General features: G+C 69.5%; 27 protein-coding genes and 2 riboswitches. Of the genes, 17 read left to right on the forward strand and 10 right to left on the reverse strand.

The genetic code is table 11. From position 1 onward, the window contains the following. The first annotated feature begins 54 nt into the window (after positions 1-54). Positions 55-567 carry a GNAT family N-acetyltransferase gene (locus ACYVIO_RS17095; protein WP_460651760.1) on the forward strand — a complete coding sequence of 171 codons (513 nt, stop codon included), beginning with the start codon at positions 55-57 and terminating at the stop codon, positions 565-567. Here ACYVIO_RS17095 and ACYVIO_RS17100 read toward each other — a convergent pair. Both ACYVIO_RS17100 and ACYVIO_RS17105 read right to left on the reverse strand, forming a co-directional pair. Then, positions 521-1,576 (reverse strand): cation diffusion facilitator family transporter, encoded by a 1,056-nt coding sequence (locus tag ACYVIO_RS17100; protein WP_460651761.1) that lies wholly within the window; start codon positions 1,574-1,576, stop codon positions 521-523. The genes ACYVIO_RS17095 and ACYVIO_RS17100 overlap by 47 nt on opposite strands. After that, a complete protein-coding gene (locus ACYVIO_RS17105; RefSeq protein ID WP_460651762.1) occupies positions 1,573-1,983 on the reverse strand; it encodes an ArsR/SmtB family transcription factor in 411 nt (136 codons plus the stop codon). Before ACYVIO_RS17105 ends, ACYVIO_RS17100 begins: the two co-directional genes overlap by 4 nt. 326 nt (positions 1,984-2,309) lie before the next feature. On the opposite strand from ACYVIO_RS17105, the gene ACYVIO_RS17110 reads away from it, so the two are divergent. Beyond that, positions 2,310-2,564, forward strand: a complete 255-nt coding sequence (locus ACYVIO_RS17110) for a hypothetical protein (protein WP_460651763.1) — start codon at positions 2,310-2,312, stop codon at positions 2,562-2,564. Positions 2,565-2,613: 49 nt separating this feature from the next. Beyond that, positions 2,614-3,765: an epoxide hydrolase family protein gene (locus ACYVIO_RS17115; protein WP_460651764.1), complete on the forward strand. Its 1,152-nt coding sequence runs from the start codon at positions 2,614-2,616 to the stop codon at positions 3,763-3,765. Here ACYVIO_RS17115 and ACYVIO_RS17120 read toward each other — a convergent pair. Beyond that, positions 3,746-4,870 carry a MalY/PatB family protein gene (locus tag ACYVIO_RS17120; protein WP_460651765.1) on the reverse strand — a complete coding sequence of 375 codons (1,125 nt, stop codon included), beginning with the start codon at positions 4,868-4,870 and terminating at the stop codon, positions 3,746-3,748. The genes ACYVIO_RS17115 and ACYVIO_RS17120 overlap by 20 nt on opposite strands. A 31-nt stretch (positions 4,871-4,901) precedes the next feature. Here ACYVIO_RS17120 and ACYVIO_RS17125 point away from each other — a divergent pair, with 31 nt between their 5' ends. Then, positions 4,902-5,528 carry a DUF2461 domain-containing protein gene (locus ACYVIO_RS17125; protein ID WP_460651766.1) on the forward strand — a complete coding sequence of 209 codons (627 nt, stop codon included), beginning with the start codon at positions 4,902-4,904 and terminating at the stop codon, positions 5,526-5,528. A 3-nt stretch (positions 5,529-5,531) separates the two neighbouring features. On the opposite strand, the gene ACYVIO_RS17130 is transcribed toward ACYVIO_RS17125, so the two are convergent. Continuing rightward, positions 5,532-6,401, reverse strand: coding sequence for a helix-turn-helix domain-containing protein (locus ACYVIO_RS17130; protein ID WP_460652090.1), 870 nt, complete (start codon positions 6,399-6,401; stop codon positions 5,532-5,534). 447 nt (positions 6,402-6,848) lie between these two features. Here ACYVIO_RS17130 and ACYVIO_RS17135 point away from each other — a divergent pair, with 447 nt between their 5' ends. Next, a complete protein-coding gene (locus ACYVIO_RS17135; protein WP_344174049.1) occupies positions 6,849-7,043 on the forward strand; it encodes a hypothetical protein in 195 nt (64 codons plus the stop codon). A gap of 23 nt (positions 7,044-7,066) precedes the next feature. Continuing rightward, on the forward strand, positions 7,067-7,258 hold the full coding sequence (locus ACYVIO_RS17140; protein WP_012919557.1) for a hypothetical protein: 192 nt from the start codon (positions 7,067-7,069) through the stop codon (positions 7,256-7,258). Positions 7,259-7,581: 323 nt separating this feature from the next. Here ACYVIO_RS17140 and ACYVIO_RS17145 read toward each other — a convergent pair whose 3' ends face one another. Continuing rightward, positions 7,582-7,815, reverse strand: coding sequence for a DUF397 domain-containing protein (locus ACYVIO_RS17145; protein ID WP_184804947.1), 234 nt, complete (start codon positions 7,813-7,815; stop codon positions 7,582-7,584). A 430-nt stretch (positions 7,816-8,245) separates the two neighbouring features. On the opposite strand from ACYVIO_RS17145, the gene ACYVIO_RS17150 reads away from it, so the two are divergent. The 3 genes from ACYVIO_RS17150 (at position 8,246) to ACYVIO_RS17160 (ending at position 10,916) form a co-directional block, all read left to right on the forward strand. Beyond that, positions 8,246-9,073: an SAM-dependent methyltransferase gene (locus ACYVIO_RS17150; RefSeq protein ID WP_460651767.1), complete on the forward strand. Its 828-nt coding sequence runs from the start codon at positions 8,246-8,248 to the stop codon at positions 9,071-9,073. A 161-nt stretch (positions 9,074-9,234) separates the two neighbouring features. Further along, the gene (locus ACYVIO_RS17155; protein ID WP_460651768.1) at positions 9,235-10,053 is read left to right on the forward strand and encodes a SigB/SigF/SigG family RNA polymerase sigma factor; all 819 of its coding nucleotides are present in this window, start codon (positions 9,235-9,237) and stop codon (positions 10,051-10,053) included. A 95-nt stretch (positions 10,054-10,148) separates the two neighbouring features. After that, positions 10,149-10,916: a hypothetical protein gene (locus ACYVIO_RS17160; RefSeq protein WP_460651769.1), complete on the forward strand. Its 768-nt coding sequence runs from the start codon at positions 10,149-10,151 to the stop codon at positions 10,914-10,916. A 91-nt stretch (positions 10,917-11,007) separates the two neighbouring features. Here the strand turns inward: ACYVIO_RS17160 and ACYVIO_RS17165 are convergent, their stop codons facing one another. Next, positions 11,008-12,468, reverse strand: a complete 1,461-nt coding sequence (locus ACYVIO_RS17165; RefSeq protein WP_460651770.1) for an alpha/beta hydrolase — start codon at positions 12,466-12,468, stop codon at positions 11,008-11,010. A gap of 376 nt (positions 12,469-12,844) precedes the next feature. Between ACYVIO_RS17165 and ACYVIO_RS17170 the strand changes: the two genes are divergently transcribed. Both ACYVIO_RS17170 and ACYVIO_RS17175 read left to right on the forward strand, forming a co-directional pair. Then, positions 12,845-13,951, forward strand: coding sequence for an NAD(P)/FAD-dependent oxidoreductase (locus ACYVIO_RS17170; protein ID WP_460651771.1), 1,107 nt, complete (start codon positions 12,845-12,847; stop codon positions 13,949-13,951). Positions 13,952-14,020: 69 nt separating this feature from the next. Further along, complete coding sequence (locus ACYVIO_RS17175) at positions 14,021-14,161, forward strand: hypothetical protein (protein ID WP_460651772.1); 141 nt, start codon at positions 14,021-14,023, stop codon at positions 14,159-14,161. Here ACYVIO_RS17175 and ACYVIO_RS17180 read toward each other — a convergent pair. Next, positions 14,145-15,062: a GbsR/MarR family transcriptional regulator gene (locus tag ACYVIO_RS17180; RefSeq protein ID WP_460651773.1), complete on the reverse strand. Its 918-nt coding sequence runs from the start codon at positions 15,060-15,062 to the stop codon at positions 14,145-14,147. The genes ACYVIO_RS17175 and ACYVIO_RS17180 overlap by 17 nt on opposite strands. Before the next feature lie 160 nt (positions 15,063-15,222). On the opposite strand from ACYVIO_RS17180, the gene ACYVIO_RS17185 reads away from it, so the two are divergent. Together ACYVIO_RS17185 and ACYVIO_RS17190 are read left to right on the forward strand one after the other, a co-directional pair. Next, on the forward strand, positions 15,223-16,065 hold the full coding sequence (locus tag ACYVIO_RS17185) for an ABC transporter ATP-binding protein (protein WP_460651774.1): 843 nt from the start codon (positions 15,223-15,225) through the stop codon (positions 16,063-16,065). Next, the gene (locus ACYVIO_RS17190; RefSeq protein WP_460651775.1) at positions 16,062-16,895 is read left to right on the forward strand and encodes an ABC transporter permease; all 834 of its coding nucleotides are present in this window, start codon (positions 16,062-16,064) and stop codon (positions 16,893-16,895) included. Before ACYVIO_RS17185 ends, ACYVIO_RS17190 begins: the two co-directional genes overlap by 4 nt. Positions 16,896-16,975: 80 nt before the next feature. Here ACYVIO_RS17190 and ACYVIO_RS17195 read toward each other — a convergent pair whose 3' ends face one another. Further along, a complete protein-coding gene (locus ACYVIO_RS17195) occupies positions 16,976-17,467 on the reverse strand; it encodes a winged helix-turn-helix transcriptional regulator (RefSeq protein ID WP_460651776.1) in 492 nt (163 codons plus the stop codon). Between the two features lie 186 nt (positions 17,468-17,653). On the opposite strand from ACYVIO_RS17195, the gene ACYVIO_RS17200 reads away from it, so the two are divergent. Next, entirely contained in the window at positions 17,654-18,145 is a 492-nt protein-coding gene (locus ACYVIO_RS17200) for a GNAT family N-acetyltransferase (protein WP_460651777.1), read from the forward strand. 707 nt (positions 18,146-18,852) lie between these two features. Here ACYVIO_RS17200 and ACYVIO_RS17205 read toward each other — a convergent pair. Next, positions 18,853-19,326 carry a carboxymuconolactone decarboxylase family protein gene (locus ACYVIO_RS17205; protein WP_460651778.1) on the reverse strand — a complete coding sequence of 158 codons (474 nt, stop codon included), beginning with the start codon at positions 19,324-19,326 and terminating at the stop codon, positions 18,853-18,855. 81 nt (positions 19,327-19,407) lie between these two features. Continuing rightward, positions 19,408-19,833 (reverse strand): VOC family protein, encoded by a 426-nt coding sequence (locus ACYVIO_RS17210; protein WP_460651779.1) that lies wholly within the window; start codon positions 19,831-19,833, stop codon positions 19,408-19,410. An 87-nt stretch (positions 19,834-19,920) separates the two neighbouring features. On the opposite strand from ACYVIO_RS17210, the gene ACYVIO_RS17215 reads away from it, so the two are divergent. The 3 genes from ACYVIO_RS17215 (at position 19,921) to gcvP (ending at position 25,163) form a co-directional block, all read left to right on the forward strand. After that, a complete protein-coding gene (locus ACYVIO_RS17215; protein WP_460651780.1) occupies positions 19,921-20,979 on the forward strand; it encodes a helix-turn-helix transcriptional regulator in 1,059 nt (352 codons plus the stop codon). A 28-nt stretch (positions 20,980-21,007) separates the two neighbouring features. Next, the gene (locus ACYVIO_RS17220) at positions 21,008-22,060 is read left to right on the forward strand and encodes a mandelate racemase/muconate lactonizing enzyme family protein (protein ID WP_460651781.1); all 1,053 of its coding nucleotides are present in this window, start codon (positions 21,008-21,010) and stop codon (positions 22,058-22,060) included. Between the two features lie 82 nt (positions 22,061-22,142). After that, a riboswitch (glycine riboswitch) is annotated at positions 22,143-22,235 on the forward strand. Then, a riboswitch (glycine riboswitch) is annotated at positions 22,236-22,337 on the forward strand. A gap of 45 nt (positions 22,338-22,382) precedes the next feature. Further along, positions 22,383-25,163, forward strand: a complete 2,781-nt coding sequence (gene gcvP / locus ACYVIO_RS17225) for an aminomethyl-transferring glycine dehydrogenase (RefSeq protein ID WP_460651782.1) — start codon at positions 22,383-22,385, stop codon at positions 25,161-25,163. The last annotated feature ends 11 nt before the right edge of the window (positions 25,164-25,174 follow it).

Genomic DNA, 25,174 nt, shown 5'->3' on the forward strand with positions numbered 1-25,174 from the left:
CAGGTAGAAGCTGCCGGACCGATTTCGACACTAGCCGGGTGGCAGGATGGAACGGTGGAGATTCGTACGGGAGGACACGACGACGTACCGGCCGTTCTCGCGCTGCTCGACGGCGCGACCGAGTGGCTGGTCGCCAACGGGAGGACGGGCCAGTGGGGGACCGAGCCGCACTCGACCAACCCGCGGCGGATCGCGCAGATCACCGGGTTCGCCGAGGACGGCGGGCTGTGGATCGGTGAGCGCGACGGCCGCGTGGTCGGCGCGCTGGCCGTCGGTGCGCCGACGCAAGAGCAGATCCCACCCGCGCAAGAGCCCGAGCTGTACATCCGCCTCCTGGTCACCGACCGGTCGGCGAAGGGCAGTGGCATCGGCACCGCGCTGATCGACCACGCGCTGAAGCTGGCCAAGGACGAAGGCGTCGGCCTGGTCCGCGTCGACTGCTACGCGGGTGACGACGGCGCCCTCGTCCGGTACTACGAACGCCAGGGGTTCACGCCGACCGAGACCTTCGGCGTACCGGTCAATGACTCGGTGTGGCCTGGTCAGGTGCTGGCCCGGCGGTTGTGACCGCGCGGTGCACAGCGCCGTGCGCGTCACTGCAGTGAAGCTCCTGTACGTCGCCTGACGCGTGATCGACCTGCAGCGTCGAGTGGGTCAGGTGGTGCCGCTCGGCCAGCACCTGCTCGATCTGCTCGCGGATCAGATGGCAGTCGAGACCCTCGCGGACGAGGATGTGCGCGGACGCGGCCGGCTCTCCGGAGGTGATCTCCCAGACGTGCAGGTCGTGTACCTCGACGACGCCGGGGATACAGCACAGCTCCTTGCCGAGCGCGGCCGGGTCGACTCCGGCCGGCGCGGCCTCGAGGAAGATCCGGCCGGAGGCGCGGACCAGCTCGATGCCGGCCTTCAGCATCAGCGCGGCGACGATCAGCGCGGCGATCGAGTCGGCGCGGGTGAACCCGGTCAGCAGGACGACGAGTCCGGCGAGCGCGGTCGCGATGAACGCGAACAGGTCGTTGAGGATGTGCTGGAACGCGCCCTCGACGTTCAGGCTGGAACGGTTCGCCTTGCTGATCAGCCAGGTCGCGGCGAGGTTGACGAAGATGCCGACGACACCGGTGATCAGGACCAGGACGCCCTCGACCTCCGGCGGGTGGATCATCCGCTGGACCGACTCGTAGACGAAGAACGCCGCGAGCAGCAGCAACGTGATGCCGTTGGCCTGCGCGGACAGGATCTCGACCCGCTTGAAGCCGAACGTGAACCCACCGGCCGGCGGGCGCGCGGCCAGCCGGATCGCGACCAGCGCGAGTGCGATGGCGATCGCGTCGGTGAGCATGTGCGCGGCGTCGGTGATCAACGCGAGCGACCCGGCGGCGAAACCGACAACGACCTCGGCCGCCATGAAGGCGAGGATCAGCGCGAGGGCACCACTCAGAAGCTTCCGGTCGGCGTTGGCGCTGACTCCGTGCCCATGGCCATGACCGTGTCCGGCCGCAGCCGCCGGTCGAGCGCCCTCGACCGGCTCGCCGGTCGAGCGGAGCTCCGCCGGGCCGTGCCCCGTGCCCGCGCTCACGAGGTGCGCTCCGGGTGGATGGCGTCGGTGTGCTCGGTGTGCGCGACAGCGAGGTCGACGAGCATGCGGACGTGCGCGTCGTCGAGCCGGTAGTAGGCCATCCGGCCGTCCCGCCGTACGGAAACCACGCGGTGCGCGCGGAGCAGCCGAAGAGCGTGCGACGTGGCCGACTCGCTCATGCCCGTCACCGCGGCGAGGTCGCAGACGCAGAGTTCGCCGTCGAGCAGCGCGACGAGCAGCTTCAGCCGCCGCGGGTCGCCGAGCAGCCCGAACACGTCGGCCGTGTCGACGACGTCCTGCTCGGAAGGCATCCTGGCATTGACGGCCGCCACGCGCTCGGGGTCGACCAGCTTCACCGAACAGGCGTCGACCGCGGCAACGGACTGCACATCTGCAGAACTCTTCATATGTCACACGGTAGAGCACGGACGCTCCCGGAGCCAGCAACCGGAGTGTCGGAACCACTTGCACCGTGTCGGCGAAGTTGGCACTGGTATGCCACTGTCACTGCCCGTATCGTGCTCTGAGACCATCGTGACGAGCTGGTTTGTCCTGAGTAAGGACTCTGTGAAGAATCACTGCTGACGGCTCTGTCGGGGTGGATCAGCGCACAGCTGACCGTAAGTTCGTAGAGGTGTCGGTCGAAGTCGGGAGTGAACGAAGTGTTACGGGGCAGTCGGGTCGTGCCGTTGGCCGGCCCGCAGGGAACGGTGTCGGCGCGATCGTGACGACGATGAACAAGGTTCTGGCGTTCGCCGGAGTCGTGCTGCTGCTGGTCGGCCTGGGACTTGGGTTCCGGTCGGTCTCGGTGGGCAGTGTCGACTGCGGATCGGCGTTCTCGCCGGCTGGTGGGATCACTCCCATGGCCTGCGACGGACAGCTGAACAACTCGGTCACGTTGGTGACCGTCCTACTCGTGGCCGGCGTACTGGCGCTGCTGGTGGCGCTGGTGCTGAAGCTGGTTCACGATCGGAAGGTCGACGCCTGAGTCGGCAAACCGGGTGCGCGAAGGCCCCGGTCTGCGGCAGGCTGCGGCCGTGACCATCGAACCGTTCCGCCTGGCGATTCCTCAGCAGCAGCTCGACGACCTCGCGCTGCGGCTCGACCTGACCCGCTGGCCCGACGAGCTACCTGGCGTCGGTTGGGCGTACGGCGTACCGCGCGACTATCTGCGGGAGCTCGTCGAGTACTGGCGGCACGAGTACGACTGGCGTGCCGCCGAGGCGCGGCTGAACGAGTGGCCGCAGTTCACCACCACGATCGACGGCACGCAGGTCCACTTCGCGCGCGTCACCTCGCCCGAGCCCGACGCGATCCCGCTGCTGCTCACGCACGGCTGGCCCGGGTCGATCGCGGAGTTCGTCGACGTCGCCGGGCCGCTGAGCGATCCGCGCGGGCACGGCGCCGGGGGAGCGCCGGCGTTCGAGCTGGTGATCCCGAGCATCCCCGGCTTCGGCCTGTCCGGCCCGACCAGCGAACCGGGCTGGGAGATCAACCGGATCGCCCGCGCGTTCGCCGAGCTGATGGATCGGCTCGGGCATCGTCGGTACGGCGTGCAGGGTGGTGACTGGGGCGCCGGGATCTCGCGCGAGCTCGGACGGATCCGGCCGGACCAGGTGATCGGCGTACATCTCAATCTGCTGCCCGGCGGTGGCGCGACGGCCGAGCCGACCGAGCAGGAACTGGCTGGGCTCGACCCGGCCGAGCGGGCGCGGACGATCGCGTCCTGGCAGCGGATGCGCGGGTGGCAGCAGGAGAAGCAGGGGTACGCCGACCTGCAGTCGACCCGGCCGCAGACGCTCGCCTACGCACTGGTCGACTCACCGGTCGGTCAGCTGGCGTGGATCGCGGAGAAGTTCCACGAATGGGCCGACCAGCGGGACCCGATCAGCCGCGACCATCTGCTCACCACGGTGATGCTCTACTGGCTGACCGGTACGGCGGGCTCAGCCGGGCGCATCTACTACGAGCGCGCCCACCACGGCCGCCCGGTCGAGCCGTCCCGGACGCCGACGGCCGTCGCGGACTTCGCGCACGACAACTTCATCCCCCTCCGCGCGATCGCCGACCGCACCGAGAACATCGTCCGTTGGACGTCGTACCCGGACGGCGGCCACTTCGCCGCCCTCGAACAGCCGGCAGTCCTGGTCGACGACATCCGCGCCTTCTTCAGCGAATTAGCGCCCTAGTCATCCGGTCGAGGATCTCACCGAGCAGCTCGGGCCCGGTCCCGAAGTTGAGCCGCACGCGCTCGCGCCCCGCCGGGTCGTAGTCCAAACCGGTGCCCAGGGCAACTTTCGCTTCCCGCAGGAAGAATCCCGCGGGATCCGGCGCGAGGTCCAGCCCGGCGCAGTCCAGCCAGCCCAGGTACGTCGCCTGCGGCGGCGACCAGCTGATCCCGGCCGGCAGCCGCTCGCCGATCAGTCGGCGATTGTGGTCGAGCTGTCCCAGCAACGCACCGAGCCAGGGATCGCCGTCGGCGAACGCCGTCTCGGCCGCGATCACCCCGAGCAGCCCGACCTGCTCGGCCGAGAACGGCAGGCGCCGTACGACGTCCTGCCCGCGGTCCGAGGCCGTCACCATCAGCGCGCACTTCAGGCCCGCCAGGTTGAACGCCTTCGACGCCGAGGTCAGCGCGATCCCGCGCTCGCGCGCGGCGTCCGACACCTCCAGCCAGGGCACGAACTCGGCGCCGGGCAGAACCAGCGGCGCATGGATCTCGTCGGCGAGCACCCACGCGTCGTACTCGGCGCACAGCTCGGCGATCTGCTCGAGCTCAGCCCGCGGCAGCACTCGACCGGTCGGGTTGTGCGGGCTCGCCAGGATCAGCACCCGCAGACCGTCACGCAACTCCACGGTCAACTGGTCGAGGTCGAACGAGCCGTCGGCCCGCAGCGGGATCTGCCGAATCGTGAATCCGGCCGGCGGCAACTGCGTGAGGAACGGCGGGTACCCGGCTGTCGCGAACCCGACCTTGCCGCCCGGCGCGAGCACCCGGCACAACTCGATCAACCCGATCAGCACCTCGGGCACCAGCGTCAGGCGATCAGGATCGACCCGCCAGCCGAGCCGCCGATCGGCGAAGCCGGTGAAGGCCTCGCGCAGCCGCGGCGTCACCTCGTGCGCGTAGCCGAGATCGCTGCGGGCGATGGTGTCGTGCAGCACGGCCGCGATCGGTGCCGCGAGCTCGAAGTCCAGTTCGGCGACCGTCGCGCCGATCACACCCGGCGGGTGCCCGGACCACTTCTCGCTCCGTCGCTGCCGCAGGACGTCGAGGGTGGGAACCGTCAGCATCGCTTCAGGGTACTGACACTAAGGTGAACCCATGAGCTTCACCGGGTTCCCGGTCGCCGCGCTAGACTTCTACGACGACCTCGAGATGGACAACACCAAGACCTTCTGGGCCGAGCACAAGCACGTGTACGAGGAGTCGGTGAAGGTGCCGATGACCGCGTTGCTGGCGGAGCTGGAGGCGGAGTTCGGGGCGGCGAAGATCTTCCGGCCGTACCGGGACGTGCGGTTCGCCAAGGACAAGACGCCGTACAAGACGCATCAGGGCGCGTTCCTGCCGACCGGGCCGTCGACCGGCCGGTACGTCGAGCTGTCGGCGCCCGGCGTACGGGTTGGTGCTGGGTTCTACGAGGCGTCCGCCGACCGGCTCGGGCGGATCCGTACGGCGATCGACGAGGATCGTCGCGGCAAGGAGCTGGAGAACCTGCTCGCCGACCTGGTCGCCCGTAGCTGGACGATCGGTGGCGAGAAGCTCAAGACCTCACCGCGCGGGTACGACGCCGCGCACCCGCGGATCGAGCTGCTGCGGCACAAGTCGATCGCGCTGAACAAGTCGTACGGGTTCGAGCCGGTGATCCACACGGGCGAACTGGTCGACCGGATCCGCGAGGACTGGCGCGAGGTCGGGCCGCTGCTGGACTGGCTCGACGCCAACGCCTAGCGCTCAGAAGTTCTTGAGGATCGTCGCGATCCGGTCGCGCGTCCGGCTCGGCGGCGGTGCCGCGACGCACAGGGCTTCCATCGTCGCCGTGTACTGGTCGAGGTCCTCGAGCTTGTCCAGGTACAGCGCGCTGGTCAGGTGCTCGATGTAAACGATGTCGGGCAGGTCCTGCTCGGGGAAACGCAGGATGCTGTACGCGCCGCCGGTCGCCGCGTGGCCACCGGCCTCGAACGGCATCACCTGGAGCGTCACGTTCGGCATGTGGGTCGCCTCGATCAACGACTCCAGCTGGTCGCGCATCGCCTTCACCCCGCCGATCGGCCGCTGCAGGGCGGCCTCGTCGACGACGGCCCAGAGGCGGACCGGGTTGGCGGGGCGGTTCAGGACTTCCTGGCGGCTGATCCGCAGCGAGACACGACGGTCGACCTCGTCGGCCGGGATCAGGCCACGGCCGAGCTGGACGACGGCGCGCACGTACTCCTCGGTCTGCAACAGACCGGGCACGAACTGCAGCTCGTACGTACGGATCAGCTGCGCCGACGCCTCGAGCCCCAGGTAGGAGTGGAACCAGCTCGGCAGTACGTCGCCGAAGCGGTGCCACCAGCCGGGGTTGTTCGCGTCGCGCGCGAGAGAGAGGAGACGCTCACGCTCTTCGGGGTCGTCCAGACCGTAGAGGCGGAGCAGGTCGGCGACGTCGCGCTCCTTGAAGCCGACCCGGCCGAGCTCCATCCGGCTGACCTTCGACTCCGACGACCGGATCTCCCAGCCCGCGTCGGAACGGGTGATGCCGGCGGCCTCACGCATCCTGCGCAGGTGCGCTCCCAGGATGATGCGAAGCGCGGTCGGCCCGCTTTGCGCGCCCGACTCCGTCACACTCACCTCCGACGCCCCAGCTGTGCCTTCGTCTGACCCCGAGCCAAATCATCGCACGTTCGGCGGGTGATCTGTCGAAGTTCTTACTTATGAGTCGTGGTCGCAGCCGGACCACTACCCAGGGTCATTCCGGGCCCAGCATAGGTCACCTGGTCGAGCGACTTTGTCCGGACATAGTAGCGTCGATCCGGGCCGTCGGGAACGGCGAAATCACGCCTGCACCGCGCCTGCTGAGCCTGAAACAGGTCTCCGGAAGGTCACAAACGCAAAACGTGCGAATGCACGTGCATCGGGCGCTTGCATTCGCAGCGTGCCGACGCCATGATTACTTCATGCACAGAAGGTGAGCTGGATCTCGCGCCAAGTGACATCGCGAGAACTGGCAGGCCGGACCTTTGGCCCGTCGGCAGCACGCTGCCGGCATGACTGGTTGGGGTACCCGAGTCGATGAGTGACCACGACGCACAGCCCGTCGAGTACGTCGCCGCACAGACCGGCGAGCGTGCCCCCGACGAGCTCACCGAGCGGGAGATCCAGGAGTTGGTGGCGCGCTGCCCCGAGCAGCAGCGCTGGGCCTTCGAAGGATGGCTGCGCGGCGTCCGTCAGCTCGACGGTGACCCGATCGTGAGCCTGAGTCCATGAACAGCGATCGAGGAGGACGGAAAATGGTGCGGATCTGGTTGGGCGACCACCTGATCGCCGAGTACGTCGCGGAGCCGGACCGGGCCTCGCGCTACCAGCGGGTGATGACGCCCAAGTTCACCGGTCTGCGCATCACCGTCGACAACGCGGCCGGCCCCGGCAGCGCCTCGGAGCTGCCGCGCAGCGAGCAGCTCTGGCCGCTCACCGTGCAGTAGCCCCTAGTAGTAGAGCCACACTGATCGACCGTCCGCGGGCCAGTGATCGGGTCCGCCGGCGGTGCACCACCGCTCCACGGTTCCCGGAGCGCCTCGATGGAAGGCCGTCTCCCTCCTCAGGAGACGGCTGGGCAAAAGGCCGTCCTCCTCCTCAAGGGACGGCCTTTTGTCATGCCTGGGCCCGGGCTACCGCCGTACGGCGTCAGCAGGCGACGTACGGCGCTCAGAAGGCTGCCCTGGGCGATGTGTCCCGGACATGAAGAAGCCCCCTCACCGCTCGCCCGGTGAGGGGGCTTCTTGCCAGTGGTCCCGCGTCGGGCCGCTCAGGCGAGGTCGTCGAACTCGCCGTCGTGAACGCCGCCGAGGAACGCCTCGATCTCCGCGTGGGTGAAGACCAGGGCCGGGCCGTCGGAGTGACGCGAGTTCCGCATCGCCACGCCGCCGCCGGGAAGCTTCGCCACCTCAACGCAGTTGCCGTTGGGGCCACTCCGCTGGCTCTTGCGCCAGATCAGCTCGCTCATCGCGTCGCCGGGCATGCCGTTGTAGACAGCAGTCATCAGCTGCACCTTCCGTACGTCTTTGGCATATGCACGTGCATTTGGGCTTGCATTTGCATCGTACACGTTGGATGCCCTCGTGTCCGGTCCAATACGGAGCGTGGTCGAAGGCGTGTCGCGAGGGCCCCCGGCGTCGCTTTGGGTGATGGAAATCGGCGGCTTCGCGCCCCGCGGACGCCTGCCGCCGGGCGGGGTTGGTTGAGCCGCGCGCGGCTGGGCAGACTCCGGTCCGGGACCCCGGTACGCCGTACTCCCGTCCACCTGCTGGTACTGCACACCGGGCGGCCCGGAATCCCTTGCCTAGTTGAGAAATCAGGCTTTTCGGATTGGCCCGGACAAACCTCGTCGGAGCACTGATCCAGGGGTCCGAGTGGTATCAAAATGCACTACAGTGACCGGCACTGATCCCTACAACACAAAGGCTGCGTCGATGGCGAATCCCGACGGCTCGGAGGCAACTCCGGCGTTCGACACCTCCCAACCCACCATCGCGCGCGTGTACGACGCACTGCTGGGCGGCAAGGACAACTTCGCCGCCGACCGTGAGGGTGCGGCGACCTACCTGAAGTTCGTCCCGGACGCCGGCCGCTGCGCGATCGACAACCGGGCCGCCCTGGTCAGGGGTGTGCAGTACCTGGTCCGGGACGCGGGCATCGACCAGTTCCTCGACATCGGCAGCGGCCTGCCGACCCAGAAGAACACCCACCAGGCGGCGCAGGAGATCAGCCCCGAGGCACGCGTGGTGTACGTCGACGTCGACCCGATCGTGCTCGCGCACGGCCGGGCGCTGCTGGCGACCAACGACAGCACGATCGTGGTGACCGCGGACCTGCGCAAGCCGCAGGAGATCCTCGACCACCCCGAGATCAAGGACCACCTGGACTGGGACCGCCCGATCGCGCTGATGATCGTCGGCATCCACATGCACTTCCACGACGACGAGAAGCCGGACGAGTGGGTCCGCACGCTGATGGACAAGCTCGCCCCGGGCAGCTACCTGTTCATCACCGACTTCGTCGACACCGGTGAGCCGCTGCAGAAGGCGATCGAGCAGGCCGGCCTGGAGAGCCTCGGCAACGGCTGGATCCGGACGCCGGAGCGGATCGAGCAGCACTTCCTCGGTCTGCCGCTGATCCCCCCGGGCATCGACTTCCTCGAGCGCTGGAACCCGGCCGACCCCGACGGCGACATTCCCGACGTCGAGGAGCTGCAGCCGTACCAGCGCATCCTGATGGCGGGCATCGCGAAGAAGGTCTGACCCGTACGACGTACCGAAGGCGCGCGCTCCCGTTCCGGGACGCGCGCCTTCGCCGTTCCCGCGGCGTGCATGGCGTTGCCGGCTTTGGGGTACGGAGGGGCCAGCAGTGCTTGTGGTCCAGAGATGTGCCACGCCGTGACTCTTGTCGCGAGGTCGTAGAAATGGTCACCACCCTCAGTACCGTTCCGACCCAGTGTTCGACCGCGGCCGATCGGGCCGCGCGCGAGGCCGCCACTCACGAGCTACTGGAACGCCGTTCCGCCAGCACCGACGAGTTCGAGCGGCAGCAGCTGCTCGAACAGGTCGTCGAGCTCAACCTGGAGATGGCCAAAGGCATCGCCCGCCGGTTCCGCGGGCGGGGCGCCGAGGCCGACGACCTGGAACAGGTCGCGTCGCTCGGTCTGCTGAAGGCCGCGCACCACTACCGGCTGGACGCCGACACCCCGTTCATCGGGTTCGCCATCCCGACCATCCGGGGCGAGGTGAAACGCTACTTCCGCGACTGCGCGTGGACCGTACGGATCCCGCGTCGGCTGCAGGAGATGCAGGGCACGATCGCCGGCAAGCTGCCCGAGCTGGAACAGCGGCTGAACCGCGAACCCACACCGGCCGAGATCGCCGATCACCTGGACGTCGACCCGGCCGAGGTCGAGCAGGCGCTGGCCGCGCGCGGCTGCTTCAACGTGCTCTCGCTCGACCGCCCGGCCGAGACGGACGCCGATCTGACGCTCGCGGACGTGGTCGCGGACGACGAGGACGCGAGCATCGACCAGCTGGAAGCGGTCGACATGCTGCAGCCCGTGCTGGAGGACCTCGGTCCGCGAGAACGGCGGATCCTGCAGCTGCGGTTCGTCGAGGGCTGGACCCAGTCCGAGATCGGCGAGGACATCGGGGTCAGCCAGATGCAGGTCTCCCGGGTCCTGCGCCGCATCCTCGACGACCTGCGGGCCAAGCTGTCCCCGCTCCCGGCGGTCGCTTGAGGTGTGTGGTTGGCGTTCACTGCCGCCAGAGACGGGCACAATGGCAGTGAACGCTTGACGAGCCTGGGAAAACGAGGGCCTTGTACTACCGGTTGATGTGGACGTTGCCCAAGGATGCGATCGCCGTGGTGCGGTGGTATCCGCGGATGGTGGTGGGCTTCGCCGGGGCCCTGGCCGGTACGGCGTTGGTCTTCGACGTGTTCTACCTGGTCGCCAGTCCGGGACTCGCGCTCGCGCTGGTCTATACCGTGCCGGTGCTGGCCGGGCTGGTCGCCGGATTGGTTGCCGCGGCCGACGATGTCGGGCTGGAACGGCGCGAGCTGGTCTGGACCGTTGTGGCGACCGTCGTTCTCGGGCTCACGAACGCCGTGGTCGTGGCGATGCTGGCCGCGATGCGCCGGACCGATCCGTCGAACTGGAGTGCGGGCTGGCAGGCGGTGCTGTTCGCGGGCTGCAGCGTGTTCGCGGTGGCGTTGACGATCGTTGTCCTGGGCAAGCTCGTGCGGGTGCTGGGCATCGATGTGCAGACGCGATGGCCGGTGAAGGCGGTGCCGATTCCGGTCGCGGCTCCGGCGGTGGCGTTCGTGGAGGAGAAGCCGCGGGCCAGCAAGGAGGCCGCGGCCCGGGCGCCGGTACGGGTACCGAAGCCCGAGCCTGAGCCGGTCCTGGAGATCGAGCAGTACGACGACGATCCGCTTCCTGAGTACGTGCCTCGGGTGATCGACCTCGACGGGCCGCGGGAGATCACGCCGGTCGCCGAGGGGACCGGTCACGCCGACCGCCGGGTGGTGCGTCGCCGGACGCCGCCGAGCGTGCCGCCTGCCCGTCGTACGCCACGCAGCCGGCGACGCCCGGAGCGCTAGCCTTCCGAGTCGGGCGGAGGCTTGCAGGCGACGCCGCGTGCGGCAGCAGTCCGAGTCGGCGGGCGGAAGCTTGCCGGCGACGCCCCGTGCGTCAGCAGTTCGAGTCGGTGTGCGGAAGCTTGCCGGTGGCAAGGTAGTTGATCACCTTGCGGTCGGCGCAGGCGTTGCCGTACTCACCGAAGACGCCGTGCTTGCGCGCGTCCCGCACGGTGACCATTCGCGAACCGGTCAGGGCCTGATGCAACTTTCGCGCCATCGGGTAGGTGGCACGCGGATCGCCGTCGGCCGCGACGATCAGCGCCGGTACGGCGTTGCCGATCCGCGTCGGGGTCTCCCGCGGCTTGGGCGACCAGAACGCGCACGGCGTCACGGTCCGGGTCAGCGGGCCGAAGTGCGGCTCGGTCCTGCGGTGCTTCTGGATGTCCCGCCAGTAGGTCTCGAGGTTGCCGGACGCGGCCCGGTCCGCGCAGAGGATCGTGAGCTGCGCGCTGGCCAGTGCTGACATCTCACCGGTGAACATGAACTGCAGCATCATCGCCGTGTCGCCGGTCGGTTCGACCGGACCAGTCGTTGCCTGAGACAACATCCGGACGAGCTCGCTGAACCCGGCGCGCGCAGGGTCGCGGTCGTCGGCCAGGTTGGCCAGCAGCAGCGCCGGCACCCAGCCGTCGTCGAGGTCGTACTGGCCCACCTTCAGCCCGTGGGCGGCGACCTGCTGGATGCGGTCGATCGTGGCGATCACCTGCTCGCGTGACGTGCCGAGCCCGTACGTCGAGTGGCGCTTGGCGGCCCAGGCGGCCCACGCTCTCAAAGCGGCTTCGTTCTCCGGGCCGATCTCGCGCAGCAGCCCCGGACCGTACGCGTCGGGATCGATCGGCCCGTCGAGCACGACCCGGTCGAGCCGCTGCGGGAACAGCTGGGCGTAGACCGCGCCGAGGTAGGTCCCGTACGAGTAACCCAGGTACGAGATCTTCCGCTCGCCGAGTGCTGCGCGGATCCGGTCGATGTCGCGCGCGGTGTTCCGGGTGGAGGCGTAGGGCAGGTACGGGTTGCCCTTGCACTGGTCGGCCAGGCCGCGCGAGATCCGGACGCCGCGCTCGAAACTCGCACGCGATGCCCCGGCGCCGACGATCCAATTGCCGGTCGACCAGCCGCAGTCGATCGGCGTACTACGACCGACGAACCGGGGATCCATCCCGATCAGGTCGAACCGCCCGCCGGTCTCCTGCATGGCCTTCTTCAACCGCAGCGGCATGCCGAGGCCAGGTCCGCCCGGGCCGCCGTCGTTGAGGACCATCGCGCCGATGCGCCGGTCGGTCGCCTGCAGGCGCGACATCGCGACGGTGATCTGCGGGCCGTTCGGCCTTGCATAGTCGAGAGGGACTTTGAGATCGCCGCATTGCGCGCCGGCGTCGTCGAGGGCCTTGCCCTCCTGGTCGTCGGGTCCGGTCTGGCACTGGTGCCAGGTGATCGACGGCGTTGCTTCGGCGGCGGTCGGTACGGCGAGGACGGAACCGAGCAGCGCGATCGCTAGGGGGACAGTCAGCTTCATGAGGACTCCTTCGTGAGTGCCCTCGACGCTATGAGCGGCGCCGCCGCGGAACACTGGGCCTGACACCCGCGCCCGGGTAGCGCGGACGCGACCTGGGCTGGGCGGACCGGCGCCGCGCCCGTCCTTCAAGTCGGCACCACCGCTCACGGTTTGTCCCGCGGCGGGCGCGCGATCTGGGTTGGGCGGACCGGCGCCGCGCCCGTCCTTCAAGTCGGCACCACCGCTCACGGCTCGCCCGCGACGGGCACGCGTTCTGGGTTGGGCGGACCGGCGGCGCGCCCGTCCTTCAAGTCGGCACCACCGCTCACGGCTCGTCCCGCGGTGGGCGCGCGACGTGGGCCGGGCGCGAGGGCGGGATCCTGTCTAGGCTGGTTCGGTGAAGCCCGTGTGGGACTTGGCGATCGTCGGGGCCGGCCCGGCCGGGGCTTCGGCTGCGTTGGGGGCGCTCGCTGCCGATCCCACGCTGACGGTGCTGCTGCTCGATCGGGCCGACTTCCCGCGGGACAAGACGTGTGGGGACGGGATCGCGCCGCACGTGCTCGACCTGCTCGCCTCCGTGGGGGTGAACGGGCTGCTCGACGACTGGACGCCGGTACGGCGGTTGTCGCTCGAACGCGACAGGCTGGCGGTCGATCGGGAGATGCAGCGGGCGACCTGGGTGGTGCCGCGGGAGGTGTTCGACGCGCGGCTGGTCGAGGCTGCGGTCGCGGCGGGGGCGCAGTTGGTCAATCACCGGGTTCGGTCGGTGGAGGTCCGGCCCGACTGCGTGGTGCTGGACGATTCGATCGCGGCCAAGGTGGTGGTCGGGGCGGATGGTGCGCAGTCCGTCGTACGGCGTGGGCTGGGTTTGAAGGCGGCTCCGGCGGCGCTGGCGCTGCGCGGGTACGCGCCGACTCGGGCGGGGCGGGAGGAGCGGCAGGTGATCGTGTACGGGCCCGGGCGGCAGCCGTCGTACGCGTGGTCGTTCGATCGCGGCGACGGGTTGTCGAACGTGGGGTACGGCGAGGCGCTGCATCCGGGGCGGGCGCATCCGACGCGGGCGGACCTGCTGGAGAAGCTGGAGCGGCTGCTGCCGGACTCGACGCGGGACGGTGGGTCGTGGAAGGCGCATCATCTGCCGCTGACGACGTGGACCTGGCGGCCGCCGCGCGGGCGAGTGCTGCTCGCGGGGGATGCGGCGGCGCTGATCAATCCGATGACGGGCGAGGGGATCTACTACGCGGTGGCCACGGGCCTCCACGCGGGCCGGGCAGCTCTGGCAGGGGCGGAAGCAGGAACTACTTATAGAAGGCTTGTCAGACCTCTTGCTGTGCACTTCCGGCACGCGACGCTTGCTGGGCGGTTGTCCGGCGTACCGATGGTCCTCGATGCGGGGATCCGTGGTGCGGCTGCTGATCAGCGTGTGTTCGACGACCTGGTAGCGCTGGGGCTGGCGGATGGTCGGATCACCGGGCGAGTCCTGCGCGCTCTGGTCGGCCGGTGAGGTGTCTCAGGATTTGGGCGATTTGTCGATCTGCCCACTGGTCATTGATTTCCTTCTACGGTGGCTTCCATGCCGGACGAGACGAGAGTGCGCGAGGAGAAGCGGGTCAGCTGGCTCCGCTCCCGTGAGGAGTGGGCGGCGACCGTCGTCGGCCTCGTGCTGATCGTGCTCGTCCTGGCCGGCGTGATCCCGGTCAACCTGCTCCCGTGAGCGCCCGGCGCTGGTCGGGAGTCAGCCGATCAGGCGCCGCTCCGACGGCGTACGTGGTCGGCGTCGGACGGTCGAGGACCAGTGGGTCGGTGTACGGCGCGTAGGTCTCGGCGTCTTGAAGGGCTTGGGCTACTCGCGTGGCCGCCCAACTGAGAGCTGTCGTGAGTTCGTCGGCGGTCAACGGGCGACGAGCATGCAGCAGCGCGGCCAGTACGGTCGCAGCATCCTCCGCGGCCGCCGACGACGATCCGCCGGCCATGTCGTCGCTGAGCTGGGTGAAGAAGCGCGCCATCTGCTGCAGCCGCGCCCCCGCCGGCGTATCAGGATCGAACAGCGCCGCGCCCTCCCGCGCAGTCTCCGCCCAGCTGGCGTTGGACCGTGCGCTGGTCATCCACGCGCGCATCCAGACGTCGTCCGCGATGACGTAGTGCTCGCGCCGACTCTGCGGCTCGCGCCCGCGCTCGACCATCTCGAGCTGCTCCAGATAGCCGATCGCCTTAGAGATCGACGCCGGGCTCACCTGCAAAGCGCGGACCAGTTGCGCCGCGGTCAGGCTGCGCTCGTCGGTCGTGTAGAGCCGAGCGAGCACCCGCGCGGCCATCCGCGGTACGCCGTTCGCAACCATCGTCTCCGCCAGGCGATCGATGAACTCGAGGACCTTCGGCTCCTCACCCGGCGCTGTCGGCCGGTCCAGCGGCGTACGACGTCGTGCCCGGTACGCCGTCGCGTGGTGCGCGTGCTCGGCCCGGTAGCCGCGCGGTCCGCCGTTGCGGGTGACCTCGCGGCTCACCGTCGAGGTCGGCCGGTCCAGCCGGCGCGCGATCTCGGCGTACCCGAGACCGTCGGCCAGCCCGACGCCGATCGCGTGCCGCTCGTCCTGGCTCAGCCTGTCGCCCGGCATCCGCGTCTCCTTCCGGTGCATTAGCCGTCAGCTCATTGCAACGGTGGTTTGCATTCACCGTCAGTCCCATTGCATTGAATCCCCTGATCCTCTGAAAAACAAGGCTGATCTGGTCTTGAGAGCGTTGCCGGAGTGCTGAACGCAATCTACGTTCACGATCATGGAAACGATAGACGTCCGCGGCCTGCGGATGCGGTACGGCGTCACCGACGTCCTGCACGACGTGAGCTTCACGGCCGGATCCGGCGAGGTGCTCGCGCTGCTCGGGCCGAACGGCGCCGGCAAGACGACCACGATCGAGATCCTCGAAGGCTTCCGGATCCGCTCGGCCGGGACGGTCGCCGTACTGGGGACCGATCCCGCGCGCGGTGACGAGATCTGGCGCGCCAAGCTCGGCGTCGTACTGCAGTCCTGGCGCGACCACGGCAAGTGGCGCGTTCGCGAACTGCTCGCGCATCTCGGCAGGTACTACGCGGACCCGTGGGACGCCGACGAGCTGATCGAACTGGTCGGGCTCACCGATCGCGCGGACCACAAGCTCAAGACCCTGTCGGGCGGTCAGCGGCGCCGGCTGGATGTTGCCATCGGCATCGTTGGCCGGCCGGAGCTGCTGTTCCTCGACGAGCCGACGACCGGCTTCGATCCAGTGGCCCGGCACGCCTTTCACGCGCTGGTACGACGGCTCGCGACCGAGCTGCGCACGACGATCCTGCTGACGACGCACGATCTCGACGAGGCGAGCAAGCTGGCCGACCGGATCCTGATTCTCGCCGACGGCCGGGTGCTGGCGAGCGGGACGCCGGACGAGCTGACCCGGCAGATCGCCGGCCGCGACGAGGTCCGCTGGCGAGTCGGCGGTACGCCGTACGTGGAACTGACGGGGGAGTCGACCGCGTTCGCGCGCGAGCTGTTCACCCGGTACGGCGAGGCGGTGAGCGATCTGGAGGTGCGGCGGGCCCGGCTGGAGGACGCGTACCTGGCGCTGGTCGGAGGCGACCGATGAAGGCGTGGCGGTTGGGATGGGCGCGCGGCGTGATCGAGCTGCGGCAGTCATTCAGCAACGGCGGCGATCTGGTCAGCCATTTCCTGTGGCCGGCGCTGATGCTGGTGGCGCTGTTCTTCCTGCGCGATCGCGAGTTCGCGGGGACCGGAATCCTGCTGGGCACGCTGGCGCTGCCGAGCATTCTCGGGATGAACGCGGCGATGGGGATGGTCAGCATGAGCCAGCAGCTGACCGCCGACCGCGAGGACGGAACGTTGCTGCGGGCAAAGGCTACGCCGTACGGCGTACAGGCCTATCTGGTCGGGAAGGTGGTCTCGGTCGCCGGTGGGCTGATCGCGGACCTGGCGATCCTGTTCGTGCCGGCGATGTTCCTGGTGGACGGGCTGGTCTTCACACCGCTGTCGTTGCTCGCGTTGGTGGGTGTGCTGGTGCTCGGGCTGATCGCGACGTTGCCGATCGGCGCGATCCTCGGGTCGGCGTTCCCGAGCGCGCGGGCGCAGGGGCTGGTGCAGCTGCCGGTGCTGGGGATGATCGCGATCTCCGGGATCTTCTACCCGCTGACGGCGCTGCCCGGGTGGGTGCAGGTGGTCGCGCAGTCCTCGCCGATCTACTGGCTCGGCCTCGGGACGCGGTCGGCTTTGTTGCCTGATGCAACCGTTGTTGTCGAGGTGGGCGAGTCCTGGCGGCATCTGGAGACGGTGCTGGTGCTCGGGGCGTGGGGTGTGGTCGGTTTGCTCGTCGCGCCGGTTCTCCTGCGGCGGATGGCTCGCCGGGAATCCGGTTCGTCGGTCGCCGTACGCCGGGAGAAGGCGTTGCAGCGGATGGTGTGAGGCAGCGCTCGCTCCAACAGCAGCAATCGGCAGTTCGCGGACTTGTTGTGGTGGGCCTTGGGCTGGTTGGCGCCGTACGGCTAATCGATGATGCGGACCTGGGCCGACGGGCCGGGGGTGAAGGCGACCTCGCGGGGTTCGGGGTCGTGGCCGGCGGCGCAGTGCATGCTGACGGTGACCTCCTCGCCGCAGCCGCGGTGGCGCGCGATGAGCGGCGGGCCGTCGTCGAGCGGCAGGTGCTCGTCGCCCCACTGCACCAGGGCGACCATCACCGGGTAGAGGTCGAGGCCGGCCTGGGTCAGGCGGTACTCGTACCGCTCGCGCTGGCCGGGGAGCCGGTACGGGACGCGGCGCAGCAGACCGCGGTCGATCAGACGCGCCAGGCGGTCGGTGAGCACCTGCCGGGGGATCTCGGTCCGCGTCCGGATGTCCTCGAACCGGCGCAGCCCGACGAACACCTCACGCAGTACGTGGAACGTCCACTTCTCGCCGAGGATCTCCATCGTCCGCGAGATCGTGCAGTTCGCCGTAGACCACCGCAACGCCTCCGGGACCGTCTCCTGCTCGCTCATACCATCACGATAAGTCCACTTGACAGACTCAGCCAACCCAGCAACCCTAAATCTGTGAACCAGACTCAGCTAGCAGTGCCCGCCCAGCACCCGCACCAACTGCCCATTGCGCAGCTGAGCCCACCCACCCCAGCGCCGCCCGCTGGTTCACTTACCGCGCCGCTGCCCACCGCCCCCTCTTCTCTGGTGGCTGCGGCGCCCCGCCGTACGGATGACTTCCTCATCCGGCGGGCGGTCGCCGACGACCACTGCAGGCTCTCCGCGATGCTCGACGACCTCTCCGAGCTGAGCCTGTACTTCCGCTTCCAGACCGCCGTCGGTCACCCACCCCGCGCCGCCGTGATCGAGCCCCTCCTGAACTCGTCCGGCGAGTCCTGGGTTGCCGAGCACAACAATCACCTGGTCGCCCACGCAATGTGGGCCTGGGCGCACGGCACCACCGACACCCCCACCGCCGAACTGGCCGCGATCGTCGCCGACCCGTACCAAGGCCGCGGCCTAGGCACCCGAATGCTGGACCTAGCCGGCGCCCAGGCCCACGCCGCCGGCGCCCGCCAACTCCTCCTCGTCGTCAGCGCAGCCAACGACCGAACCCTCCGCCTCATCCGCCGCCGCTGGCCCACCGCCCCCACCGAACGCGACGGCCCTCTCATCAACTTCACCATCCCCACCACCTGACGGTCCCGAGCAAGCTTCTGGTGGTGAGTACAAGGGGCGGGAGAGAGCCGTTCGCCCCGAGCCACCAGTCGCCTCCGGCGACGGCGGGTCGCACTCCACCGCCCCGCTACCGCGCCCCGCGGTGCCGGGCAGGCTTCTGAGGGTGAGGCAAGGTCGGGGGAGAGGCCGGCCGCCCCGAAGCGCCAGTCGCCTCCGGCGACGGCGCGCTGTGCTCACCCCCGCGCTGTGCTCATCCCCGCGCTGTGCTCATCCCCGCGCTGTGCTCATCCCCGCGCTGTGCTCATCCCCGCGCTGTGCTCATCCCCGCGCTGTGCTCATCCCCGCGCTGTGCTCCACCCCGCTCACACGTGCGCCGCGCTCACACCGGCGCCCACGCGGCGGCGGTCCGCAGGCGCCGGAAACGCCTGCGGATGGCGCGCACCCAGCGGGTGGGGAGGTCAGCGGTGCGCGGGTGGTGCGCACCAGTGGGTGGAGAGGTCAGCGGCGCGCGGACGGCGCGCGCCAGCGGGTGGGCATGCCAACGGCCTGCGGGCGCCCGGAAGTTGCCTGCAGGCCGTTGCGTCGTACGGAAGAGCGGCGCGCGGACGGCGCGCACCGGTGGGTGGGGAGGGTCAGCGGCGCGCGGACGGCGCGCGCCAGCGGGTGGGCATGCCAACGGCCTGCGGGCGCCCGGAAGTTGCCTGCAGGCCGTTGCGTCGTACGGAAGATCAGCCGAACATGCCGGGCTCGTACGCTCCGGCGGGCTGCTGCACGATGACGTTGATTCGGTTGTAGGTGTTGATGATGGCGATCACGGAGATGAGGGCGACCAACTCGTCCTCGGTGTAGTGCTTGGCGGCGTTGGACCAGACCTCGTCGGGGACGCCGCCGGCGGCGTCGGCGATTCGGGTGCCTTCTTCGGCGAGTTCCAGGGCGGCGCGCTCGGCCTCGGTGAAGACCGTGGCTTCGCGCCACGCTGCGACGAGGTTGAGGCGTTGGGCGGTTTCGCCGGCGGCGATGGCGTCCTTGAAATGCATGTCGGTGCAGAACCCGCAGCCGTTGATCTGGCTGCAGCGCAGCCGGACCAGTTCCTGGGTCGCCAGCGGCAGGGTCGAGCCGTCGACCGCCCGTCCGGCCGAGTTCACGTACTTGAGAACCTTCCCGGCCAGCGCGTTGCTGTGAAGGTCGATACGGGCATCCATCAGGATCTCCTCCAGGGGTTTTCGTCTGTTACCCCTCTGACAGACGGCACCCACCCGGTTGTGACATGGCCGCCGTGTGACTCAGGTCTCCTGCGGCGCGACGGCCAGGTCGAGGACCCAGACCACCCCGAAACGGTCCTTCAGCATTCCGTAGAGCGGCGACCAGGCGGCCGGGCCGAGGTCCTGGACGACGTCCGCGCCGTCGGCCAGTTCCTTCCAGTACGCCGTGAGCTCGTCGGCGTCGGTACCGCGCAGGGACACGAAGACCGCGTTCACGCCGGGCTCGTACTGCATCCACGCCGGTACGTCGTACGCCATCACGTGAATCCCCTGGCCGCCCTGGACCTGGCCCCACATGATCTGGTCGGCGGCGGCCGGGTCCTGCGCCTGGCCCGCGTCGCCGTAGGTGACCAGCGCGATCTCGCCGCCGAAGACGGTTCGGTAGAACTCCAGCGCGGCGCGGGCCTGGCCACGGAAGTTGAGGTGTGTGGTGGTGGTGACGGACATCGTTGTTCTCCTCGAAGCTCGGTGTGCCACCCACGCTAGGAAGCATCGCGGCCACTTCCTGACCGCAATCCGAGCGAGACTCGACGCATGGCGAACACGAGTTCCCGCACGCTGCGGCTGCTGTCCTTGCTGCAGGCGCGTCGGTACTGGCCGGGCCCGTTGCTGGCCGAGCGACTCGAGGTGTCGCCCCGCACGCTGCGGCGCGACGTCGAGCGGCTGCGGGAGCTGGGCTACCCGGTCGACGCGAACCCGGGCGTCGACGGCGGCTACGCCCTGGCGCCCGGCGCGTCCCTGCCGCCGCTGGTGGTGGACGACGACGAGGCGATGGCGCTCGCGATCGCCGTCCAGTCGCACCTCGACGACCAGGCGGCGTTGCGCGCGCTGACCAAGATCGTCCAGGTGATGCCCCGCCGGCTGCGCGCCCGCTTGAACGCGGTCCGCGCGGCAACCCCGACCACGAACCCGAACCCGAACCCGAACCTGACCGCAACCGCGAACCCGAAACCGAACGCAACCGCGACCCCGGCCCTGACCACAACCACGAACCCGGCCCTCAACCCGACCACAGCCCCCTGGGGCACACCCCCGCTCGACCACGAGATCCTCACCACCCTCGCCCTCGCCTGCCGCGACTCCGAGCGGATCCGCCTCCGCTACCGCGCGATCGACGCCAAGCGAACGCAGCGCGAGGTCGAGCCCTACCACCTCGTCCCGCTCGGCCGCCGCTGGTACCTGGTCGCCTACGACCTCGAGCGCCACGACTGGCGGACCTTCCGCATCGACCGCATCACCGCCGCCGAAGGCGCCGGTACGTCGTACGGCCCGCGCCCTCTCCCGTACGACGACGTCACGGAGTTCGTCCGCGCCAACGTCCGGGGCGGAACACAGCAAGGCCGGTACGCCGTAGAGGTGGTCGCCGAGGCGCCGGCCGAGGCAGTCGCAGCGCACTTCGGCCGCTGGGCCGAGGTCCAGGTCGTCACGCCGACAAGCTCCCGAGTCCTGATGGAGACGGACTCGCTCGACGGCCCGCTGTTCTCACTCGGTGCCCTCGGCACCGAATTCCGCGTGGTCGGTCCGCCGGAACTCGCCGTGGCGGCGAAGGATTGGGCCACGAGGTTTGCGCGGGCGGTCAACGCAGCAGACTAGGCAAGGAACCCCACGCTGAGGAGTCCAGATGACGTTGGACCACCACTTCGTCCACCGGGTGGAACACTCGACGATCCAGTCCCGTTATCCGCGGACCATCGGGCGGAACGCCCGGCTCGGGAGCCATGGGAACGGCGGCGTCGACGACGTCGTGATCCTGCACACCGACACGGGCAAGACCGGCTGGGGCCTTGCGGCCGGGCCGATCCCCGAGGATGTGGTCGGGCGGTCGGTGGGCGAGTTGATCGATCCGGCAACGGGAGTCAGGGAGCCCGGCCTGCGCGGGCTCGACTTCGCGTTGCACGACCTGGCGGGACAGATCCTGGATCTGCCGGTGCACGCAATGCTCGGCAGCCAGGGCGCCCGGACGATCCCGATTTACGACGGGGCGATCTACTTCGCGGACCTCGATGATGAGCCCAGCGGAGTGGACGCCGTACTGGCGCACTGCGCGGCCGACGACGCGGCGGGCTATCGCGCGTTCAAGCTGAAGATCGGGCGCGGAAACCGCTGGATGGAACGCGCCGAGGGCGACGCGCGCGACATCGAGGTGACGCGGGCCGTGCGCGCGGCGTACCCGGAGCACGGGATCCTGGTGGACGCCAACGACGGGTACGACTGCGACGGGTTCATCACCTATCTGGAGGCGGTCGCGGACTGTGACCTGTACTGGGTCGAGGAACCGTTCCTCGACGACGCGGCCGATCTGGCGAGGCTCAAGAAGCACCTGCAGGGGACGCAGACCCTGATCGCCGAGGGAGAGTCCGACCCGGACCTCGAGCCCCTCCTGGAGATCGCGGCCAACGGCGACATCGACGTACTGCTGATGGACGTGGTGTCGTTCGGCCTGACCAGCTGGCGCGAGGTGATGCCGCGGATCACCTGCCAGGCGTCGCCGCACGCCTGGGGACTACCGCTCAAGACCCTGTACGCCGCACAGCTGGCCGCGGGCCTCGGCAACGTCCCGACGGTCGAGGGCGTGCCCGGTACGACGGACGGTGTCGACACCAGTGCGTACCGCTGGGAGGACGGCAATCTGACCGTCCCGGACCGCCCCGGATTCGGCCTGACACTGACCTGAGGCCCGTGCGCTGTCAGCACCACCGGCCTTGCGCGCCCGGCCGCGCCCCGCTTAAGGTGCGACCGACAACTGAACACGCTGTTGATCCGCGGCGGGAGAATTCTGCCGCCGTGCAGGTGCCGTAGGAGCAAATCCTCCCCGGGAATCTCTCAGGCCCCCGTACCGCCGCGGTCAGGCAACTCTGGAAAGCAGCCGGACGTCCGGCTCACCGACGGTGCAAGCGAGGCCCGTACGACGGCCGCGCGGAAACTCTCAGGTCCGATACAGAGCGGGGAGGAACCCCGATCTCGTGGCGCGTGCCACCCGGATTCTGGAGTTCCTCATGGCGGGTTCACCCTTCACCGACCGGCACCTCGGCGTGCGCCGGGCGGCCGACGTCGAGCGGATGCTCAAGGACGTCGGGTACGACAGCGTCGACAACCTGGTCGAGATGGCCGTCCCGGCGTCGATCCGGCAGGACAAGCCGCTCGCGCTCGGCGAGGCGCTGAGCGAGGCCGAGGTCCTGGCCGAGCTGCGGCGGATCGCCGCGCTGAACAAGCCGGCCGTCCAGCTGATCGGCCAGGGCTACTACGACACGATCACCCCGCCGGTGATCCGCCGCAACATCCTCGAGGCACCGGCCTGGTACACCGCCTACACGCCGTACCAGCCGGAGATCTCGCAGGGCCGGCTCGAGGCGCTGCTCAACTTCCAGACCATGGTCCAGGACCTGGTCGCGCTGCCGGTCGCGAACGCGTCGCTGCTGGACGAGGCGACCGCGGTCGTCGAGGCCGTCCTGCTGATGCGCCGCTCCAACAAGAACGACGGCAAGACGGTCCTCGACGCTGATTGCCTGCCGCAAACAATCGAGCTGGTCCGGAGCCGGGCCGAGGCGCTCGGTCTCGAGGTCGAGGTCGCCGACCTGTCCCGGGGCCTGCCCGAGGGCGACCTCAACGGTGTCGTCCTCCAGCAGCCCGGTGTCTCCGGCCGCGTCCGGGACCACTCCGCCGTGATCGCGGCCGCGCACGAGCGCAAGGCGATGGTCACCGTCGCCGCCGACCTGCTCGCGCTGACCCTGATCGTCCCGCCCGGCGAGCAGGGCGCGGACATCGCCGTCGGCTCGACGCAGCGCTTCGGCGTCCCGCTCTTCTACGGCGGCCCGCACGCGGCGTACATCGCCGTCCGCAAGAACCTCGAACGATCGTTGCCCGGTCGCCTCGTCGGCGTCTCGAAGGACGACGCAGGCCGTACGGCGTACCGGCTGGCGCTGCAGACCCGCGAGCAGCACATCCGCCGCGAGAAGGCGACGTCGAACATCTGCACCGCGCAGGCCCTGCTCGCCGTCGTGGCCTCGATGTACGCCGTCTACCACGGGCCGGACGGCCTGAAGGCGATCGCGGAGACCGTCCACGGCCATGCCAAGACCCTGGCCGCAGCGCTGTCCAAAGCCGGGTTCGACGTCCTGCACACGAGTTTCTTCGACACGATCACCGTCAGCACCCAAGGCCGTGCCCAGCAGTTCATCGCGAAAGCCGAGGCCGAGGGCATCAACCTGCGACACATCGACGACGACCTGATCGGGATCTCGGTCGACGAGACGACAACGGCCCAGATCGTGCGGGACGTGCTGGGAGTCTTCGGTGCCTCGGGCAACGATGACTTGGAAGGTTTCGAGCTAACGACGCAGCGGACCTCGGAATACCTCCAGCACCCCGTGTTCAACACGCACCGCTCCGAGACCCAGCTCCTGCGCTACGTCCGCAAGCTCTCCGACCGCGATCTCGCGCTGGACCGCACGATGATCCCGCTCGGCTCCTGCACGATGAAGCTCAACGCGACCGCCGAGATGGAGGCGATCTCCTGGCCGGAGTTCGCCTCGATCCACCCGTTCGCACCGGACTCCCAGACGGCGGGCTGGCGTGAGCTGATCGCCGAGCTCGAGGCGAACCTCGCCGAGATCACCGGGTACGACGAAGTCTCGGTCCAGCCGAACGCCGGATCGCAGGGCGAGCTGGCCGGCCTGCTCGCGATCCGCGGCTACCACCTGTCCCGCGGCGACGACCAGCGCACGGTCTGCCTGATCCCGGCGTCCGCGCACGGCACCAACGCGGCGTCCGCCGTACTGGCCGGCATGTCGGTCGCGGTCGTGGCGACGGCCGCCGACGGCAGCATCGACCGCGCCGATCTCGACGCGAAGATCGCCCAGCACCAGGGCTCGATCGCCGCGATCATGATCACCTACCCCTCCACCCACGGCGTGTACGACGCGGACGTGCGCGAGGTGTGCGACGCGGTCCACGCGGCCGGCGGTCAGGTGTACGTCGACGGCGCGAACCTCAACGCGCTGGTCGGTCTGGCCCAGCCCGGCCAGTTCGGCGGCGACGTCTCACACCTGAACCTGCACAAGACGTTCTGCATCCCGCACGGTGGTGGCGGGCCCGGCGTCGGGCCGGTCGCGGTCAAGCAGCACCTTGCGCCGTTCCTGCCCAACGTCTCGGCCGCGCCGTACGGATCGGCCGGCGTACTGCCGATCTCCTGGGCGTACGTGAAACTCATGGGCGCCGAGGGACTCCTGGAAGCGACGCGCTCGGCGCTGCTCGCGGCGAACTACGTCGCCAGCCGGCTCAACGAGTTCTACCCGGTCCTCTACACCGGACCCGGCGGGCTCGTCGCGCACGAGTGCATCCTCGACCTGCGCGCGCTGACCGCGAAGACCGGCGTCACCGCCGAGGACGTGGCCAAGCGCCTGATCGACTACGGCTTCCACGCGCCGACGCTGTCCTTCCCGGTGGCCGGCACGCTGATGGTCGAACCGACCGAGTCCGAGGACCTCGCCGAGCTCGACCGCTTCGTCGACGCGATGATCGCGATCCGCGCCGAGATCGACCAGGTCGCGGCGGGTGACTTCAGCGTCGCCGACAGCCCGCTGCGCAACGCCCCGCACACCGCCGCCGCGGTGATCACCTCGCACTGGGACCGGCCCTACACCCGCGAGCAGGCGGCGTTCCCGCTGCCGTCGCTCACCCAGGACCGCTACTTCCCGCCCGTCGGCCGCATCGACGGCGCCGCGGGGGACCGCAACCTGATCTGTTCCTGCCCGCCCGTCGAAGACTTCGCGAACTGAGGAGACCCGGA

The organism is Kribbella endophytica, from assembly GCF_054781295.1.

Bases quoted from the DNA above. Each gene is read 5' to 3' on its own strand.
- ACYVIO_RS17195 (WP_460651776.1), bottom strand. From the start codon at position 17,467: ATGAGCGAGCAGGAGACGGTCCCGGAGGCGTTGCGGTGGTCTACGGCG.
- ACYVIO_RS17145 (WP_184804947.1), bottom strand. From the start codon at position 7,815: ATGACTGCTGTCTACAACGGCATGCCCGGCGACGCGATGAGCGAGCTG.
- ACYVIO_RS17125 (WP_460651766.1), top strand. From the start codon at position 4,902: ATGAGCTTCACCGGGTTCCCGGTCGCCGCGCTAGACTTCTACGACGAC.
- ACYVIO_RS17120 (WP_460651765.1), bottom strand. From the start codon at position 4,870: ATGCTGACGGTTCCCACCCTCGACGTCCTGCGGCAGCGACGGAGCGAG.
- ACYVIO_RS17175 (WP_460651772.1), top strand. From the start codon at position 14,021: ATGCCGGACGAGACGAGAGTGCGCGAGGAGAAGCGGGTCAGCTGGCTC.
- ACYVIO_RS17210 (WP_460651779.1), bottom strand. From the start codon at position 19,833: ATGTCCGTCACCACCACCACACACCTCAACTTCCGTGGCCAGGCCCGC.
- ACYVIO_RS17160 (WP_460651769.1), top strand. From the start codon at position 10,149: ATGTGGACGTTGCCCAAGGATGCGATCGCCGTGGTGCGGTGGTATCCG.
- ACYVIO_RS17135 (WP_344174049.1), top strand. From the start codon at position 6,849: ATGAGTGACCACGACGCACAGCCCGTCGAGTACGTCGCCGCACAGACC.
- ACYVIO_RS17165 (WP_460651770.1), bottom strand. From the start codon at position 12,468: ATGAAGCTGACTGTCCCCCTAGCGATCGCGCTGCTCGGTTCCGTCCTC.
- ACYVIO_RS17190 (WP_460651775.1), top strand. From the start codon at position 16,062: ATGAAGGCGTGGCGGTTGGGATGGGCGCGCGGCGTGATCGAGCTGCGG.
- ACYVIO_RS17185 (WP_460651774.1), top strand. From the start codon at position 15,223: ATGGAAACGATAGACGTCCGCGGCCTGCGGATGCGGTACGGCGTCACC.
- gcvP (WP_460651782.1), top strand. From the start codon at position 22,383: ATGGCGGGTTCACCCTTCACCGACCGGCACCTCGGCGTGCGCCGGGCG.
- ACYVIO_RS17205 (WP_460651778.1), bottom strand. From the start codon at position 19,326: ATGGATGCCCGTATCGACCTTCACAGCAACGCGCTGGCCGGGAAGGTT.
- ACYVIO_RS17105 (WP_460651762.1), bottom strand. From the start codon at position 1,983: ATGAAGAGTTCTGCAGATGTGCAGTCCGTTGCCGCGGTCGACGCCTGT.
- ACYVIO_RS17140 (WP_012919557.1), top strand. From the start codon at position 7,067: ATGGTGCGGATCTGGTTGGGCGACCACCTGATCGCCGAGTACGTCGCG.
- ACYVIO_RS17150 (WP_460651767.1), top strand. From the start codon at position 8,246: ATGGCGAATCCCGACGGCTCGGAGGCAACTCCGGCGTTCGACACCTCC.
- ACYVIO_RS17215 (WP_460651780.1), top strand. From the start codon at position 19,921: ATGGCGAACACGAGTTCCCGCACGCTGCGGCTGCTGTCCTTGCTGCAG.
- ACYVIO_RS17220 (WP_460651781.1), top strand. From the start codon at position 21,008: ATGACGTTGGACCACCACTTCGTCCACCGGGTGGAACACTCGACGATC.
- ACYVIO_RS17110 (WP_460651763.1), top strand. From the start codon at position 2,310: ATGAACAAGGTTCTGGCGTTCGCCGGAGTCGTGCTGCTGCTGGTCGGC.
- ACYVIO_RS17180 (WP_460651773.1), bottom strand. From the start codon at position 15,062: ATGCCGGGCGACAGGCTGAGCCAGGACGAGCGGCACGCGATCGGCGTC.
- ACYVIO_RS17155 (WP_460651768.1), top strand. From the start codon at position 9,235: ATGGTCACCACCCTCAGTACCGTTCCGACCCAGTGTTCGACCGCGGCC.